The 17,373-nt window shown below is 67.4% G+C and carries 15 protein-coding genes; 10 read left to right on the forward strand and 5 right to left on the reverse strand.

Translation table 11 applies throughout. From position 1 onward, the window contains the following. Positions 1–4: 4 nt before the first annotated feature. The 4 genes from G6N57_RS01525 (at position 5) to G6N57_RS01540 (ending at position 5,681) form a co-directional block, all read left to right on the forward strand. Positions 5–922 (forward strand): SDR family NAD(P)-dependent oxidoreductase, encoded by a 918-nt coding sequence (locus G6N57_RS01525; protein WP_077742536.1) that lies wholly within the window; start codon positions 5–7, stop codon positions 920–922. A gap of 103 nt (positions 923–1,025) precedes the next feature. Continuing rightward, positions 1,026–1,532, forward strand: coding sequence for a cupin domain-containing protein (locus G6N57_RS01530; protein WP_077742537.1), 507 nt, complete (start codon positions 1,026–1,028; stop codon positions 1,530–1,532). Between the two features lie 84 nt (positions 1,533–1,616). After that, a complete protein-coding gene (locus G6N57_RS01535) occupies positions 1,617–3,323 on the forward strand; it encodes a DEAD/DEAH box helicase (RefSeq protein WP_077742538.1) in 1,707 nt (568 codons plus the stop codon). A gap of 129 nt (positions 3,324–3,452) precedes the next feature. Beyond that, positions 3,453–5,681, forward strand: a complete 2,229-nt coding sequence (locus G6N57_RS01540) for a DUF1214 domain-containing protein (protein WP_077742539.1) — start codon at positions 3,453–3,455, stop codon at positions 5,679–5,681. A gap of 98 nt (positions 5,682–5,779) precedes the next feature. On the opposite strand, the gene G6N57_RS01545 is transcribed toward G6N57_RS01540, so the two are convergent. From G6N57_RS01545 to G6N57_RS01560, 4 genes are read right to left on the reverse strand one after another with little or no spacing between them, the layout of a single operon-like run. Beyond that, the gene (locus G6N57_RS01545; protein ID WP_077742540.1) at positions 5,780–6,595 is read right to left on the reverse strand and encodes an HAD-IIA family hydrolase; all 816 of its coding nucleotides are present in this window, start codon (positions 6,593–6,595) and stop codon (positions 5,780–5,782) included. Positions 6,596–6,620: 25 nt separating this feature from the next. After that, positions 6,621–8,051, reverse strand: a complete 1,431-nt coding sequence (locus G6N57_RS01550) for a PH domain-containing protein (RefSeq protein WP_097925953.1) — start codon at positions 8,049–8,051, stop codon at positions 6,621–6,623. Between the two features lie 44 nt (positions 8,052–8,095). Continuing rightward, on the reverse strand, positions 8,096–8,590 hold the full coding sequence (locus G6N57_RS01555) for a PH domain-containing protein (RefSeq protein ID WP_077742541.1): 495 nt from the start codon (positions 8,588–8,590) through the stop codon (positions 8,096–8,098). Continuing rightward, a complete protein-coding gene (locus tag G6N57_RS01560; RefSeq protein WP_077742542.1) occupies positions 8,587–9,582 on the reverse strand; it encodes an HAD family hydrolase in 996 nt (331 codons plus the stop codon). Before G6N57_RS01560 ends, G6N57_RS01555 begins: the two co-directional genes overlap by 4 nt. A gap of 63 nt (positions 9,583–9,645) precedes the next feature. Between G6N57_RS01560 and G6N57_RS01565 the strand changes: the two genes are divergently transcribed. The 5 genes from G6N57_RS01565 to G6N57_RS01585 are packed head-to-tail and all read left to right on the forward strand — an operon-like array spanning position 9,646 to position 15,589. Next, positions 9,646–10,569 (forward strand): SDR family NAD(P)-dependent oxidoreductase, encoded by a 924-nt coding sequence (locus tag G6N57_RS01565; RefSeq protein WP_077742679.1) that lies wholly within the window; start codon positions 9,646–9,648, stop codon positions 10,567–10,569. 2 nt (positions 10,570–10,571) lie between these two features. Beyond that, on the forward strand, positions 10,572–11,759 hold the full coding sequence (moeA, locus tag G6N57_RS01570) for a molybdopterin molybdotransferase MoeA (RefSeq protein WP_097925955.1): 1,188 nt from the start codon (positions 10,572–10,574) through the stop codon (positions 11,757–11,759). A gap of 35 nt (positions 11,760–11,794) precedes the next feature. Continuing rightward, entirely contained in the window at positions 11,795–12,496 is a 702-nt protein-coding gene (locus G6N57_RS01575; RefSeq protein WP_097925932.1) for a phosphatidylserine decarboxylase, read from the forward strand. Then, positions 12,493–13,374: a CDP-diacylglycerol--serine O-phosphatidyltransferase gene (gene pssA, locus G6N57_RS01580; protein WP_234815653.1), complete on the forward strand. Its 882-nt coding sequence runs from the start codon at positions 12,493–12,495 to the stop codon at positions 13,372–13,374. Before G6N57_RS01575 ends, pssA begins: the two co-directional genes overlap by 4 nt. A 1-nt stretch (position 13,375) precedes the next feature. Further along, positions 13,376–15,589, forward strand: a complete 2,214-nt coding sequence (locus tag G6N57_RS01585) for an AAA family ATPase (RefSeq protein WP_097925933.1) — start codon at positions 13,376–13,378, stop codon at positions 15,587–15,589. 429 nt (positions 15,590–16,018) lie between these two features. On the opposite strand, the gene G6N57_RS01590 is transcribed toward G6N57_RS01585, so the two are convergent. Beyond that, positions 16,019–16,471 (reverse strand): SRPBCC family protein, encoded by a 453-nt coding sequence (locus G6N57_RS01590; protein WP_077742544.1) that lies wholly within the window; start codon positions 16,469–16,471, stop codon positions 16,019–16,021. Between the two features lie 46 nt (positions 16,472–16,517). Here G6N57_RS01590 and G6N57_RS01595 point away from each other — a divergent pair, with 46 nt between their 5' ends. Beyond that, a complete protein-coding gene (locus tag G6N57_RS01595; RefSeq protein ID WP_133118315.1) occupies positions 16,518–17,252 on the forward strand; it encodes a hypothetical protein in 735 nt (244 codons plus the stop codon). Positions 17,253–17,373: the final 121 nt, after the last annotated feature.

Genomic DNA, 17,373 nt, shown 5'->3' on the forward strand with positions numbered 1-17,373 from the left:
TCTCATGACCAACTGGACCACCGTCAACATTCCGGACCAATCCGGCCGCACAGCCGTCGTCACCGGCGCCAATACCGGCCTCGGGCTCGAGACGGCCAAGGCGCTGGCCGCCAAGGGCGCCCACGTCGTCCTCGCCGTCCGCAACCTCGACAAGGGCGAGGCCGCCGTCGAGTGGATCTCGAGGTCGGTACCGGACGCCGACCTCGAATTGCAGCGCCTCGATCTCGGTTCGCTGGCGTCGGTGCGCCAAGCCGCCGACGAGATCAGAACCAAGCACGACACGATCGACCTGCTGATCAACAACGCCGGCGTGATGTATCCGCCGAAGGAGACCACCGCGGACGGATTCGAGCTGCAGTTCGGAACCAACCATCTCGGCCATTTCGCCCTCACCGGCCTGCTGCTCGACCGCTTGCTGCCGGTGCCGGGTTCACGCGTCGTGACCGTGAGCAGCATCGGCCACCGCATCAACGCCGCGATCCACTTCGACGATCTGCAGTGGGAGCGCAGCTACAGCCGCGTCGGGGCGTACGGCCAATCCAAGCTGGCCAATCTGCTCTTCACCTACGAACTCCAGCGCCGTCTCACCGGCGAGAAGACCTCGGCACTCGCCGCACACCCGGGCGGCTCGGACACCGAGTTGATGCGGCACCTGCCCGGGGTCCTGCAGCGCACGGTCCCACTTCTGCGTCCGTTGTTCCAGGACGCCGCGGCCGGTGCCCTGCCGACACTGCGCGCAGCGACCGATCCGGGCGCCCTCGGCGGGCAGTACTTCGGGCCGAACCTCACCACCCGCGGCTACCCGAAGGTCGTGCCATCGAGTGACCAGTCCCACGACCTTCAGCTGCAGCGTCGCTTGTGGGCGGTGTCCGAGGAACTGACGGGCGTCACCTTCCCGGTGTTGCAGTCTTCGCGCGCCTGAACTCTCGCCGCCGCTTTCGACACCAGGGCTGCTTCGCCGCAACGCGAACAGCCCTAGTGTCGATCTCGGTGCAAACAACCGCGCCGCGTCTAGGCTGGCGCTTGTGTCGTTCTGGGATCCCAGGAATGTGCCGCCGTATCCCCCGGCTCGTTACACCAAGGACGAGCCGGAAGTCAGCGCCCAGCTCAGGCGCGGCGACGAGCCACCGGACTACGACTCGTTCGGCCTCGTCAAGTACCACTACCTGGCCAACCAACAACAGACCAACGGCGACTACGGCCTGTACCGCGTCGACATCAGCCCGCAGGGCGGCGGGCCCGGCCCACATTTCCACCGGGCCATGTCGGAGGCGTTCTTCGTGCTGTCCGGCACCGTCCGGCTCTATGACGGAAACGACTGGCGCGACGGCACCGAGGGCGACTTCCTGTACATTCCACCGGGCGGCATCCACGGTTTCCGCAATGAGGCCGACGCGCCGACGTCCCTGTTGATGTTGTTTGCTCCCGGCGCGCCACGAGAGGCCTATTTCGAAGGGTTCGCCCAGTTGGCCGACCTCAACGACGAGGAACGGGCCGAGTGGTTCATCAAGAACGACAACTACTTCATCTGAGCGACACGCCCGGGGCTTTCCTGCAGAGATGCGCCAGCGGAACCCGCTGGCCTAGACTGCTTTCCGACTGAGAGGAGTCCTCGGGTGCGGGCTGATGCAGCGCCCAGCACCCAGGCACTGCGGGGCTGGCAGCGCAAGGCGCTGGTGAAGTACTTGACCGCCAAACCGCGGGATTATCTTGCGGTCGCGACACCGGGCGCAGGTAAAACGACGTTTGCGCTGCGGATCGCGGCCGAACTGCTCAACGACCGTACGGTCGACGCGATCACCGTGGTGGTGCCCACCGAGCATCTGAAGATCCAGTGGGCCCAGTCGGCCGCGCGTAACGGCATCGCGCTCGATCCGAAGTTCAGCAACTCCAACTCGCAGACCTCCGCCGAGTACCACGGTGTCGTCGTCACCTACGCCCAGGTGGCCAGCCATCCGACCCGGCACCGCGTGCGCACCGAGAATCGCAAGACCCTGGTCATCTTCGACGAGATCCACCACGGTGGTGACTCGAAGAGCTGGGGTGACGCGATGCGCGAGGCCTTCGACGACGCCACCCGGCGGTTGTCTCTCACCGGCACCCCGTTCCGCAGCGACGACAGTCCGATCCCGTTCGTCAACTACGAACCCGACGAGAGCGGATACCAGCGCTCCCGGGCCGACCACGTGTACGGCTATTCCGATGCGCTGGCCGACGGCGTGGTGCGTCCCGTGGTGTTCCTGGCCTATTCGGGTGAGGCCCGCTGGCGTGACAGCGCCGGCGAGGAACACGCCGCCCGCCTCGGGGAACCGCTGACCGCCGAGCAGACCGCGCGGGCCTGGCGTACCGCGCTGAACCCGGCCGGCGAGTGGATGCCCGCCGTCATCGCGGCAGCCGACAAGCGGCTGCAGCAGAAGCGCCAACACGTGCCCGATGCCGGCGGCATGATCATCGCCACCAACCAGACCACCGCCCGCGCCTATGCCGATCTGCTCACCAAGATCACCGGCGAGGCTCCGACGGTGGTGCTCTCCGACGATCCGGCCGCCTCGGACCGGATCAGTCAGTACTCGGCCAGCACCAGCCGCTGGCTGGTCGCGGTGCGCATGGTGTCCGAAGGCGTCGATGTACCGCGGTTGTCGGTCGGTGTCTATGCGACGAGCGCGTCGACGCCGTTGTTCTTCGCTCAGGCCATCGGCCGCTTCGTGCGGTCCCGCCGGCCCGGCGAGACCGCCAGCATCTTCCTTCCGTCGGTGCCGAATCTGCTGCTGCTGGCCAGCGAGATGGAAGCCCAGCGCAACCACGTGCTGGGCAAGCCGCACCGGGAGTCCGACGGGCTGGACGACGAGGCGCTGGAGGCCGCCGAGAAGCGCCAGGACGAGAAGAGCGAGCTGGAGAACGGCTTCGAGTCCCTCGGCGCCGACGCCGAGCTGGACCAGGTCATCTTCGACGGATCGTCATTCGGCACCGCGACGCCGGCCGGCAGCGACGAGGAAGCCGACTACCTGGGCATCCCCGGCCTGCTCGATGCCGAGCAGATGCGAGACCTGTTGCGCCGCAGGCAGGATGAGCAGCTCACCAAGCGCACGGCCGAGGCCGCGGTGTCGGGTGGTCCGCCACCGCCGCGCACCACGCACGGGCAGATCCGTGAGTTGCGCCGCGAGCTCAACGCGCTGGTGACCATTGCCCATCACCGCACGGGTAAGCCGCACGGCTGGATCCACAACGAGCTCCGCCGCATCTGTGGCGGGCCACCGGTGGCCGCGGCCACCACCGATCAGCTCAAAGCCCGCATCGAGGCCGTGCGGGACCTGAAGGCCTGACAAAGGCTGAGCGCACCGCACGCCCACGAATAAATTCAGAGTCCGCGAAACTCGCCCGAGACCGAACTGGAACTTGTTACAGTCGGCCAATTGCGTTCTGTGACAGTCAGAACAGTTGGGGGAGGCGAAATGACGACGACGTCCGCTACCGCTGGAGGCGCACGATTCATCGGGCGGGTGGGCGCGCTCGCCGTCGCCCTCGGGATCGGTGTGGCGGTTGCCAACGGCACCGCGATCGCGTCCGCCGAGACCGGTGGCACGGACTCGTCAGGCACTACCAACAGTTCGAAAACAGATAGCTCCACCCCGAAGAAAGGCCCGCGCAAGCCGTCGCTCTCCGGCCCGGACAAGCTGGCCAAACGGGTCAGTGAGGTGGCCGCCAAGGTGGAGTCCGCCCTCGGTAGCTCGAAGCTCGGCGAGCGTCGGGCGGCCGCGCCGTCGACAGCGCCGACCGCTTCGACCGACCGAAAGTCAAAGGACGACAAGGGCAGCAAGTCGGCGACCACCGTCACCGGGGTCGTGGACAACGCCGTCGACAACGTCCGGCAGGCGGTGTCGCAGGCCATCGGCACGACAACCGATACGCCGCGCAAACGGCAAGCCGCGCTGGACACCAGGCCTGCGGCCGTCGAGACCGACAAGGCCGAACCCGTCGAGACGCTGACTGTCGTCACCAAGACCGTCGTGAAAGATGTTGTGGATCAACTGATTCCCTCCACACCTCGCGTCCAGGCGCCGACGGCACAGCCCATCCCCGAGATGGTGGCGGCGGTGACGGAGCGGCTCAAGCCGCGCCTCCCGGAAACGCCGGTGAGCCCGATCCAGGACCTCGGTCTGGCGGCATTGCTGGGCTGGTCCCGCCGCGATGGCAGGCAGGGGCTCGTGCCCATCGGGCGGGTCACCACACCGGAAGCGACGTCGCAGGTGACCTCCGAAGTAACGACGGAGGCAACCAGCGTTCTCGCCACCGAGGACCAGCTCGCGGCCGAGGAGCAGGTCAGCCAGATCGTCAACACACCGATCGTTCAGGTGGCCAAGGTCGTTCTGATGGCGGCCTGGTACGCCGAGGCGCTGAAGAACTTCTCCGCCGTCGGCGGCCCCGATTGGACGAATCTGTCACAGCTCAACGAGGCGGCGACCGAGTACGCCAACCAGTCGGCGACCGAGTTCCTGCTGCTGAATTCGAACGATCCGAAGCTGCTGCTTCAGGTCAACCCGCCGCACAGCTGGAACGGGCAGGAGGCCGGCGGCACCCGGATCTGGTACGACAACCCGGACACCGTCTACCGGTTCACCGGAATCAACGGCGCCTCGACCTACCGGATCGAGGGCAAGATCGACGGCTACGACCCGGCCGATCCGAGCACCCATCCCACGTCCGCCAACACCAATTTCAGCGTGCTGACGGGTATCAACGGTGTCACCGCGGCGAATCTCGACGGTGAGCAACTCAGTGTCCGCGACGACGGGACGTTCACCATCGTCGTCAGCCCCGACGAAGCGCCGGACAACCCCGAGCAGGGCATGAACTACATCCAGGCCCCGGCCAACTCGACCATCCTGGCCACCCGAAACACGTTGGGCGACTGGAATACCGAGACGCCGATGACGCTGACCATCGAGAAGACCGACGGGCCACCGAGCAGCTTGTTCAGTCAGATCGGTGGGTTCGCCATCCCGGGTATCGGCGAGACCGTGGTCAAGAACCCGGCCCTGATGAACCTGGTGTCGATCATCCCGGCGTTCGACGAGGCACCGCTGCTGTTGTCGTCCACCGAAACCGCGCTGCTGATGCTGGTGACCGGTATCAGCGGCGAGAACACCTATATGACCGTGGCCACCGGCGCCACCGGCACGCCCAACACGTTGTCCCAGCCGCAGCACAACGCGCAGTTCCTGTCCACCCAGCTGCAGAGCGCAGGATACTTCCAGCTCAAAGACGACGAGGCGATGATCATCACCGTCGATCCCGGTGACGCCGAGTACTTCGTGGTGCCGGTGACCAACGACTGGACAATCACCAACGACACCCGTAATCAGCAGACCAGCCTCAACAACAGCCAGGCCGTCAAGAACGCGGACGGCACATACACGATCGTGGTGTCGAAAAACGATCCCGGCGTGGCCAATTGGGTGTCCACCGGCGGGCTGAACCAGGGCACCATCTCGATGCGGTTCCAGGGTGTTGACCCCGATGCCGAGAACATGCCGACAGTGTCGACGCGCGTGGTGAAGGTTTCCGAGGTCCAGGGCATCCTGGCCGATGACCCCAACACCACGAGCGAGCAGTTGAGCTACGACCGCGAACAGCAGATCGCCGACCGCCAGGCCGGGTACGACCGTCGCTACACCGTGTAGTTGGGGCTCGTCGCTCGCCGATTTCTACACCTTGGTCGTGCTCGTCGAAAATCACGACCAAGGTGTAGAAAACCGTGAGGCGCCAAGGCGCGCAGCCCCTACAGCCCCAACAGTTCGGGCAGGTCGGCGACCGAGTCGATGACGTGGTTGGGTTGCATCGCGAATTCGTCTGCGGCCCAGCGGTCCAAGGTGGCCTGGCGGAACTTCCCGGTACGCACCAGCACCCCGGCCATCCCCACCACCTGGGCGGCCAGCACGTCGTTGTTGAGGTCGTCACCGATCATGTACATCTCTTCGGGGTCGACACCGAGGCGGTTCGCGGCGGCCAGGAACCCTTCCGGCGCGGGCTTGCCGACGGCAATGGCCTTGCGCCCCGAGGTCTCCTCCATCCCGATCAGGTACATGCCGGTGTCGACCCGCAGTCCGTCCGTCGTGGTCCACGAGGTGCTGCGGTGCATGGCGACGACGGGCACGCCCTGGGCCATCCAGTCGTAGACCCAACTGAGGGTGAGGTGGTTGTACTCCGGACCCGCCCCGCCGAGCAGCACCACGTCCGGGGTGTCGGGTGCGGCCGGTCCGGTGAAGTCGCTCGAGTACACGACGTCGACGCCGGGCATGTCCTCACCGATCTGCCCGCTGTTGACCAGGAAACATCGGGCCCCCGGATAGCGGTCGCGCACGTACTCGGCGGTCAGCGCCGCCGCGGTGATGACTTCGTCGGCGGCGACGTCCATCCCGGCCGCGGTCAGCAGGTGGGCGATCTGCGCACGGGTGCGGGTGGTGGTGTTGGTCAGGTAGGACCGGGCGATGTCGTTCTCGGCCAGAACCCGCAGCGTCCGAGCCGCGCCGTCGATGGGCTGCCAGGAGGTCACCAGCACACCATCGATGTCGAAGAGCACCCCACCGATAGCCATGCAGCGACAGTAAACGCCCGCGAATTCAGCGCAACTCGGGGCCTGCCCGGCCGGGCGCCCACACGTTGTCGGCCACCCACGGCGTCGCGGCCACCGCCACCGACCAGGCATGTTGGGCCGGCACGTCGAGCACCTGGTAGCGCTTCTCCCCCGCGGCGGTCGCGGCGATCAGGGTGGCCACCCCGGCGCGGCGTTGAAAGTACGTCTGCCGCACCGTCCATCCGATGATTCCGGCGGTGTCCAGGTGATCACGACGGCGCTCGAGACTTCCGGTGCGGGCCACCAGCCAGCCGTCGCGCACCAGATGGCCCAGGGACCGCGCCCGGTCCGCAGCCAGCAGACACGCACACCCGAGCGACAGCGCCCAGAGCACCCACACCCATACCGGCACCCCGACGGCCAGAATCACCACCCCGGCCAGCACCGGCAGCGTCACGGCACGGGTCCAGCGCCGGCGCACCGCCGCCGGTCCGTGGGTCTGCAGCGAGGCAGCCACGGCCTCCGGATTGTCGATCAACTCGGCCAGCACGGTGCTGGCGGTCTGCGCCGGGCACGGCGGCAGCAGCAGCGAGGCCTCTCCCTCGCCGCCGACGCCGGTCATCACCGCGTCCAGCCGCGCGCCGCCGAAGGCCCGCACCAGCAGCGGCTCCCGCAGGGTGCCCCCGCGCATCCGCCGCATGTCGTAGGTGTGCTCGCGCAACCGGAGCAGCCCGTGCTGCAGGTGTAAAACTCCGCCTTTTTCGGGAATTTCTCGCCGTGTCAGCACCAGATTTCCGTAGGTCAGCAAGGACCGCAGCACCGAGAGCACCACCGAGGCCACCAGCACCACCGCCACCCCGGCCACCACACTGACCAGCACGCCCAGACGCTCGGCCACCGCGATCCCGGACTGGGCCAGCTCCGAGTCTCGCAGTGCCGCACCCACTCCGGCTTGGTAGATCACTCCGGCCGCGGCGGCGATCATGGCCAGACCCGTGAAACTCAGCGGACTGTAACGCAGCCAGGACGGTTGCCAGCGGGCCAGCTCCCGGCCTGCCGGTGCGTCGGCGATGGGTACGGCGTCGGCCAGCAGGATCGCGCGCAGCCTCGGCACCTGCTCCGCCTCGACCGCGTCGAGGGCGAACTCGGTGTCGCCCTTGGCTTCCTGACCGGTGCTGATCCGCAGGACGGTGAGCCCGAGCAGCCGGTGCAGCAGCCGGGCATCGGTGGACACCGACCGGATCCGGTTGCGCGGTACCGACAGCACCTTGCGCTGCAACAACCCGGTGCGCAGTTGCACCTCGTCGGGTTCGATGCGGTAGCTGGTGGTGAACCATCGCGCCAGGCCGACGGCGATGGTCAGTCCGATGGCCGCGATCGTCCAGCCCGAGTTGCCGGTTGCCGAGCCCAGCACCACCGCGCCGATCAGCAGCGGAATCTGTTGCAGGACTTCGTGGACCGGGTGGACCAGGAGCATCCGCGGGCTCAGCCGCTGCCACTGTGGCTCAAGCGCCGGCGTGGTCACGTGGCGTCCTGTTCGCCGATCGCCGCGATGTCGGTCAGCTGGGCCACCACCCGCTCGGCGACGTCGTCGTCGAGCGCCACGATGCGCACGGCCCCGGCCGAGGACGCCGTCGTCACGGTCACATTGGCCAGTCCGAACAGCCGGTCCAGCGGGCCCCGGTAGGTGTCCACGGTCTGCACCCGCGAGATCGGCGCGATGCGGCGCTCCTGCACCAGCCAGCCGGTGCGGGTGTACACCGCCGGGGTTCCTGATCCGACGTTGATGTCCCACCGGTGCACGCGGTAGCGCCACATCGGGACGACCACGATGAACAGCATCGCGCCCAGGACCGTGACGATCGCGGCCGCCACGTGCAACCACGGCATCCGCGAGTCGATCGCCAGCCAGACCACCTGGGCGAATGCCAGTACCGCCCACGGGATGGCCGCACTCAACGCCCAGACCAGTGGCGCCCTACGGCTGGGCGGCTGGGCAGGATCGACCAATTTCACTGCGAGAACACCGACTTCCAATCGTTCTTCATATCGATGACGGTCCAGCCGTTCGGCTCGGCCGCCTGCAGCGCGGTGACCAGTTTCCCCGACGACGGCGGGTTGGCGTCGTAGGCGTATTCGCGGTCGGCGTCGGTGTGGTGGACCAGCACGCCGAGGCTGGGCCGCGGGTTGTCGATCGTGGTGTACTCCAGCATCGCCTGGTCGCCGTCGCTGTTGCCGACGGCCAGTATCGGGCGTCTGCCGATGAATTCGTGGATCCCCGACGGCTTACCCGCCTTGTCGTCGACGAATACGTAGTCCAGGGTCTTGACGAGCACCGGCTTGCCGTCGCGCAGTTCGTATTTGGTGGTACCGGTGGAGCCGACCACCTGCTCGGGCGGGATACCGTAGACGCGCTGCGAGAACACCCGCATGAAATCCGCGCCGCCGCCGGAAACGATGTAGGTGCGGAACCCGTTGTCCCGCAGATAGTTCAGGAGCTGTTGCTGCGGTTCGTAGGTCAGTTGGTCATAGGGCTTGTCGAATCGGGGATGCCGCGCGGTCGCCATCCAGTCGGTCACCCGCTGGTTGAACTCGTCGGTGGTCATCCCGGTATGGGTGAGCGCCAAGACGCGCAGCAGTCCCTCATGCCGGTCGCCCGCGAGCAGAGCCGCGACATCGCCCTTGAGCGCCGCCTGCACCATGGGGTCGGCGGCCAGCGCCGGCTCCTGCGGTGCCCGGCGCTTGAGTTCGTCGATGACGAACGCCGCCTGGAACGGCAACGGCGCCTCGGCCCACAACGTGCCGTCGTTGTCGAATACCGCGACGCGGTCCTCCGGAGCGACGAAATCGGGGGTGTCCGCGGTCGTGACCTTCTTGACGAACTCGGTGATCGAATCCTTCGCCGCCGTGTCGTTCCATGCGGACAACGGATCTGCGGCACCGTCCTTCGACGCACAACCGGTGATGCACAGCAATACGGTGAGCAGGACCGCCAGCAGATTGCGCATGGCCCCCACACTGCTATGGCGCCGGGGTGCCGTCCAGCACCCGCGTTCCGTATGTTCAACGGCATGAGCGCCAATTCGAAGTGGACCGAGGCCGACGTCCCCGATCAGTCCGGCCGGATCGCGATCGTCACCGGCTCGAACACCGGCCTGGGCTACGAGACCGCGCGTGTGCTCGCCGCCAGGGGCGCGCACGTCGTCATCGCGGTACGCAACCTGGACAAGGGCCGTGACGCCGTCGACCGGATCACCGCCGCCGTACCCAAGGCCGACCTCAAGCTGCAGCAGCTGGATGTGGGTTCGCTGGATTCGGTCCGCACCGGCGCCGACGAACTCAAGGCCGCCTATCCGCGGATCGACCTGCTGATCAACAACGCCGGGGTGATGTATCCGCCCAAGCAGACCACCGTCGACGGCTTCGAGCTGCAGTTCGGCACCAACCATCTGGGTGCGTTCGCGCTGACCGGCCTGCTGCTGGATCACCTGCTCGGAGTCGAGGGGTCGCGCGTGGTCGCGGTCGCCAGCGTCGCGCACCGGATCCAGGCCGCCATCCACTTCGACGATCTGCAGTGGGAACGCAGCTACAACCGGGTTGCCGCCTACGGGCAGTCCAAGTTGTCGAATCTGTTGTTCACCTATGAGCTGCAGCGCCGGCTGGCCGCCAAGAACGAGCCGACGATCGCGGTCGCCGCCCACCCCGGCCTGTCGAACACCGAACTCATGCGCCACATCCCGGGCACCGGTCTGCCCGGCTACAACCAGCTCGCCGCCCTGTTCACCAACAGCCCGGCCAAGGGGGCGCTGGCCACGCTGCGCGCCGCCACCGATCCCGACGTGCGCGGCGGCCAGTACTACGGACCCGACGGATTCCGCGAAATGGTCGGCTACCCCAAGCTCGTGAAATCCAGCAAGCAGTCGCATGACGAGGAGCTGCAGCGCCGGCTCTGGACGGTGTCCGAAGAGCTCACCGGCGTCAGCTTCCCGGTGTGATGATGCGGACCGTCGAAGAACACCAGAAGGTGGTCGCCGGGTTGATCAAAGCCCGTGCACCGCAGGATCTTCCGTTGAACGACACCCTCGGGCTGGTGCTCGCGGCCGATGTGGTGGCCCCGTTGTCGCTGCCCGGCTTCGACAATTCGGCGATGGATGGCTATGCCGTCGTCGCCGAAGACGTCGCGTCCGCTACCGAAGACACCCCGGCGCGGCTCCCGGTCGCCGAGGACATCCCGGCCGGCCGCACCGATCCGCTGACGCTGCAGCCCGGAACGGTGCACCGCATCATGACCGGGGCCCCACTGCCCTCCGGTGCCACCGCGGTGGTTCCGGTCGAGGCCACCGACGGCGCGACGGACACGGTGACGATCCGCGCGGCCGCCCGGCCGGGCCAGCACGTGCGCCGGGCCGGTGAGGACGTCACCGCGGGCACCACCGTGCTGCACGCCGGTCAGGTGATCACCCCGGCCGCCCTCGGCCTGGCCGCGGCGCTGGGACTGGCCACCCTGCCCGTGCTGCCGCCGCAGCGGGTGATGGTGATGTCCACCGGCACCGAGTTGGTGGCTCCGGGCACCGAGCTGCAGCCGGGACAGATCTATGAGTCGAATGCGGTGATGCTGGCTGCTGCAGTCCGCGATGCCGGGGCCGAGGCCACCATCGCCCCGATGTCCGCCGACGACGTCGACGCCTTCCGCAGCGCACTGGCCGCCCACGCCGGCGACGCCGATCTGATCATCACCACCGGCGGCGTCAGCGCGGGCGCGTACGAGGTTGTCAAGGATTCGTTGTCGGATCAGGTGGAGTTCGTGAAGGTGGCGATGCAGCCCGGCATGCCGCAGGGCGCGGGCACCGTCAACGGCGTCCCGATCGTCACGCTGCCCGGCAACCCGGTCAGCGCCCTGGTCTCATTCGAGGTGTTCGTCCGGGCGCCGCTGCGTGCCGCAATGGGCCACGCCGCGCCGGACCGCCCGCGGCGCACGGCCCAGCTGACCGAGGATCTGACCTCGCCGCGCGGAAAGCGGCAGTTCCGGCGGGGTGTGCTGACCGAGGATTCGGTGAGCAGCTACGGTCCCCCGGCCTCGCATCATCTGCGCTGGCTCGCCTCGGCGAACTGTCTGCTGGAGATCGCCGAGGACGTCACCGAACTCCCGGCCGGGTCGGCGGTCCCGGTCTGGGACCTGACCTAGCAATCGCGACGCCACCCGCACGTAGAATCCTCCCGATGGCCAGACGCCCCGACCTCCAGCAGTCCGGACCAGAACGCCTTGTGGCCCTGGTGCGGTCCAGTGTTCCGCCGATGCACTCGGCGGGCCTACCGTTCGTCGGCGCCAGCCTCGCCGTGGCGGCCCTGGGCCGCAAGCACCGCTGGTTGCGCCGGGCCGGCCTGCTGGCCGCCGGGGCGAACGCCGCGTTCTTCCGCCACCCGCCCCGGGTGGCGCCGACCCGGCCCGGCGTGGTGGTCGCCCCCGCGGACGGCCTGGTGTGCCTGATCGAGGACGCCGTTCCGCCGGCCGAGCTGGGTCTGCCCGATACGCCGCGGCCGCGGATCAGCATCTTCCTGTCGGTGCTCGACGCACACGTGCAGCGGGCGCCGATCGGCGGTGACGTGGTGGCCGTGCAGCACCGTCCCGGACGCTTCCACTCGGCCGAGCTCGAAGCGGCGAGCGAGCACAACGAGCGCAACAGCGTCGTCATCCGCACCCCCGAGGGCGCCGAGGTGATCGCCGTCCAGATCGCCGGGCTCATCGCGCGGCGCATCGTGTGCAACGCGCACGTCGGCGACAAGCTCGACATCGGCGAGACCTACGGGTTGATCCGGTTCGGCTCCCGGCTGGACACGTATCTGCCCGCTGGTTCGAAACTGCTCGTCACCCGGGGCCAGCGGACGCTGGCCGGAGAAACCGTCCTGGCGGAGTTGCCATGATCAAGCCGCGCATGAGGCCCCCGTCGTTGATCAAGGGCCGCATGAAGCCGCCACCCTTCAGCGTGCGAATGCTGCCGAGCGCGATGACGGTGGCCGCCATCTGCCTGGGCTTGTCGTCGGTCAAGATGGCGCTCGACGGCCGGCCCACCGAGTCCATGGCGTTTCTCGCGGTCGCGGCGATCCTCGATGCGCTCGACGGCCGGGTGGCCCGGATGCTCAACGCCACCTCCAAGATGGGCGAGGAGATCGACTCGCTGGCCGATGCGGTGAACTTCGGTGTCGCACCGGCATTCATCGTCTACGGCACCCTGCTGTCGCATTCGCGGATCGGCTGGATCGTGGTGCTGCTGTACGCGGTGTGCATCGTGTTGCGGCTCGCCCGGTTCAACGCGCTGCTCGACGTGGATCAGCCCGCATACGAGAAGGAGTACTTCGTCGGGATGCCCGCCCCGGCGGGCGCCATCGGGGCGATCGGCCTGTTGGCAGCCAAGATGCAGTTCGGCGAAGGCTGGTGGACCAGCGAATGGGCGGTGTCGATCTGGATGATCGGCGTCTCGCTGCTGGTGGTCAGCCGCATCCCGATGCGCAAGATCCACACCTTCTCGGTGCCGCCGAACATGGTGGCGCCCTTGCTGGCGCTGGTCGCGATCGGCGTGGCAGCGTCCGTCTTCTACGGCTACATCGTCATCATGGTGATCATCGTGGCCTACGTGATTCACATCCCGTTCGCGGTGCGCACCAAGAAGTGGGTGGCCAGCCACCCCGAATCATGGGACGACAAACCGCAACAGCGCCGTGCGACGCGGCGCGCGATTCGCCGGGCACAGCCGCACCGGCGGTCGATGGCGCGTCTGGGGCTGCGGAAGCCGGGTCGCTGACATGTCGCAGCTCGAGGTTGATGAGGATCATGCGCTCGGGCATCTGCGCCTGACAGCCCGGCTGAACACCTCCGCACTCGACTCACGTCGCGGGGTGGTCCGGTTACACCCGGAGGCGATCGCTGCCCTGGGACTCCGCGAATGGGACGCGGTCTCGCTGACCGGTTCTCGGACCACCGCCGCCGTCGTCGGCGTCGCGCCCGGCGGTACCCCGACCGGAACGGCCCTGCTCGATGACGTCACCTTGTCGAATGCCGGGGTGCGGGAAACCGCCACGGTGATCGTGGCGCCGGTGACGGTGTACGGCGCCAGGGCGGTGACGGTTTCCGGTTCCAAGCTGGCGACCGACTCGATCTCGTCGGCGACGCTGCGGCAGGCCCTGCTGGGCAAGGTCATGACGGTCGGCGACACGGTGTCGCTGCTGCCCCGCGATCTCGGGCCGGGCACCTCGACGTCGGCCGCCACCGCGGCGCTGGCGTCGTCGGTGGGCATCACCTGGACCTCCGAGCTGCTGACGGTGACCGGCGTCGATCCGGCCGGACCCGTGAGCATTCAACCCAATTCGGTGGTGTCGTGGGGATCCGGGCTCGAGCCGAGCACGTCGGACTCCACCGGCGCCCATACGATCAGCCCCGCACGGGCCGAGCCGGCGGTGAGCTTCGACGACCTCAAGGGCTCCCATACCCAGGCCGGGAAACTGACCGAATGGCTCAAGCTCTCCCTCGACGAGCCTCAGCTCCTCGAAACCCTTGGCGCCAAACCGAATCTCGGTGTCCTGGTCACGGGGCCGGCCGGCGTCGGCAAGGCCACCATGGTCCGGACGGTGTGCGCCGAGCGGCGGCTGGTGGAGCTCGACGGGCCGGAAGTGGGGGCGCTGGCCGCCGACGATCGGTTGAGCCGGGTGTCGGACGCGGTCGCGTCGGTCCGCGACGGCGGCGGGGTGCTGCTGATCTCCGACGTCGACGCCTTGTTGCCGGCGACCGCCGCGGACCGGACCCCTGAACCGGTGGCCGCCCTGATCATCGCCGAACTGCGGGAGGCCGTGGCCACGCGCGGCGTCGCGTTCGTCGCCACCTCGGCCGTACCCATCGGGGTAGACCCTCGGCTCAGGGCACCGGATCTGTGCGACCGCGAACTCGCCCTGACCCTGCCCGATGCCACCACCCGCAAGGCACTGCTGGAGGTGCTGCTGCGCGGCGTTCCGGCAGCCGAGCTGGATCTCGGCCAGATCGCAGACCGCACACCAGGTTTCGTGGTGGCCGACCTGGCCGCCCTGGTCCGCGAGGGCGCCCTGCGGGCCGCATCGCGGGCCAGTGCCGACGGTAATGAACCGGTGTTGTGGCAGGAGGATCTGACCGGGGCGCTGACCGTGATCCGGCCGTTGTCGAGGTCGGCCGCCGAGGAGGTGTCGGTCGGCTCCGTGACGCTCGACGACGTCGGCGACATGGTCGAGACCAAACAGGCCCTCACCGAAGCGGTGCTGTGGCCGTTGCAGCACCCCGATACGTTCCAGCGGCTCGGCGTGCAGCCGCCGCGTGGCGTATTGCTGTACGGCCCACCCGGGTGCGGGAAGACCTTCCTGGTGCGGGCCCTGGCCAGTTCGGGACGGCTCTCCGTGCATGCCGTCAAAGGCGCTGAGCTGATGGACAAGTGGGTCGGCTCCTCCGAGAAAGCCGTGCGCGAGCTGTTCGCCCGGGCGCGTGACTCGGCCCCGTCGCTGGTGTTCCTCGACGAGATCGACGCGCTGGCGCCGCGCCGCGGGCAGAGTTTCGACTCCGGGGTGACCGATCGCGTGGTGGCGTCCCTGCTGACCGAACTCGACGGCATCGAACCGATGAACGACGTCGTCGTGCTGGGCGCGACCAACCGTCCCGACCTCATCGACCCCGCGCTGCTCCGGCCGGGCCGGTTGGAGAAGCTGGTGTTCGTCGAGCCGCCCGATGCCGATGCGCGACGCGAAATCTTGCGTACCGCAGGTAAATCCATTCCGTTGGCTTCCGACGTCGACCTCGACGCCCTGGCTACCGAGTTGGACGGCTACAGTGCGGCGGACTGTGTGGCGCTACTGCGGGAGGCGGCGCTGACGGCGATGCGCCGGTCGATCGATGCCGCCGATGTCACCGCCGCCGACGTCACCAAAGCGCGCGAAACCGTGCGGCCGTCCTTGGATGCGGCGCAGGTGGAATCGTTGCGGGAGTTCGCAGCCGGGCGCTGAGGTTCGCGGGCTGGTGTACCGCCTCGGCACGCCCTCGCGAGTCACGCGAACCCCAGGCGTCACGGCGTCGAGCCACCACTCGATGTGCCCGCCTATCCGCGACAATCGAGCGACAATCGCCTCCTGAATCGCTTCCGCACCACGGACCCCAATTCGCGCTTCCTCATCCACCCCTGGGACAACTGGAACCTCGACAGTCCCACCAGTCCAATGCCCGACTCCGAGCGACTCTGTCGCTGATAGGTGGGCAAGCCGAAATCGGTTGCAGACGAGGCGAATTGGCATCTACGTGACGCCAGTGAAAGTCACGTCGTGACGGAAGGTGCACCGGGGGTACATGGGGCGATAGTCGCTCGATTGTCGCTGAAAGGCGGGCACACCGACGCCCACTCGCTGCGCCGTGACTGTTGAGACGGGTGTGACGGTCAGCTACTCGGCGATCGCGGCCAACCGATCAAGCGATCCCTGCAGCTTGTCCGCGGTGGTCGCACGGGCGCGCACGAGACGCTTCTCATCCGTGAGCTGCGACCAGTCGTAGGTGTGGGTGACCAGGGTTCGGTTGTCGCCCAACGGTTCCAGCTCCCAGCGCCAGAGGTGACCGGGCGGTTCCTTCCCGACCTCCGACGGCCGCCACGCGATCCGCCGGGCCTCCTCGAACTCCACGACGTGGTTCTCTCGATCGCCGCCCTGGCTGATCGTCATGACGAACACGTCTCCGACCGCACGAACCCGCTGACCGGTCGGCGCTTCGGCCAGATTCTCGTTGCCGTCCCAGCGGGGCTGTTGGGATGGATCCGCGATCATCTCGAAGATGACCTCTGCCGGTGCGGCGATCTCCCGACTGGCTGCGACAACCCTTGGTGCTCCGGCCTTATCATCCATACGCCAGACCATACCCACACATCAACGGGTGCAGACGAGGGGCGAGATGGAGACCTTCACCAGGAGATTCGGAATCGGCCTTTTGGCAATGCTTGCCGCCGTCTGTTGGATATGGGCGGGGTTCGCAGCTATCCAGTTCTCCCTCATCACCGTCATCGTCGCCCTCGGACTGTCGCTGACATGCTTCTATCTGATCTCCGTGTTGCGCGCGTCGAAAGACGTTTCCGTCCAGACATCATTCGACGGCGCAGGAACGGTCATCCGCCCCGATGTCCGTATCACGAAGAACATGCACAGGTTGCTTGTCACCGGAACGCTGTCCATGGGGCTCATGTTTGCCGCGTGGGTCATCGGCGTCCTCTATCTTCCGCTCGGCGATGTCCGGCATGTTTTTCCTATCGCCTTCGGAGCCGCGGCAGTACCCATGGCATGGCTATGGCTCAAAGATTCAACACAGGGCGGTCTGAGTTATCTGTTTCTCGGCCCTGACGGTATTGAATTTGCGGGATTCATTGCGCCGAAGTCGGCAAAATGGGAAGACGTCAAAAGCATCGCTGACAAATTGCCGAACGAAGAACGTTTTTGGAATCCAATGGTCGTCACCCTGAAAAATGGAAAGAATCTGCTGATGGAAGCACCCGGGACATATACGCCAAAAGGAACGGCCCTAATTGAGATGGTCCGCTTCTATTGGCAACATCCCGAGCAGCGGGATGAATTGACCGATGGCCGAGCCTTACAGCATCTCCCGATCCCCCAGACGAACCGGCCCGAACTCTGACGTGCAGATCCTGATTCGCCCACCCTGCTGCGGACAGTTTTGGTGCGTAGACCCGCCTCGGGTCGGTGTTAGGCTCGTTCCGAGCGAGCTGTTCGCACAGCCCTGATCGAAAGCACAGGCC

The sequence above is a fragment of the Mycolicibacterium boenickei genome, assembly GCF_010731295.1.
GTDB lineage: Bacteria > Actinomycetota > Actinomycetes > Mycobacteriales > Mycobacteriaceae > Mycobacterium > Mycobacterium boenickei.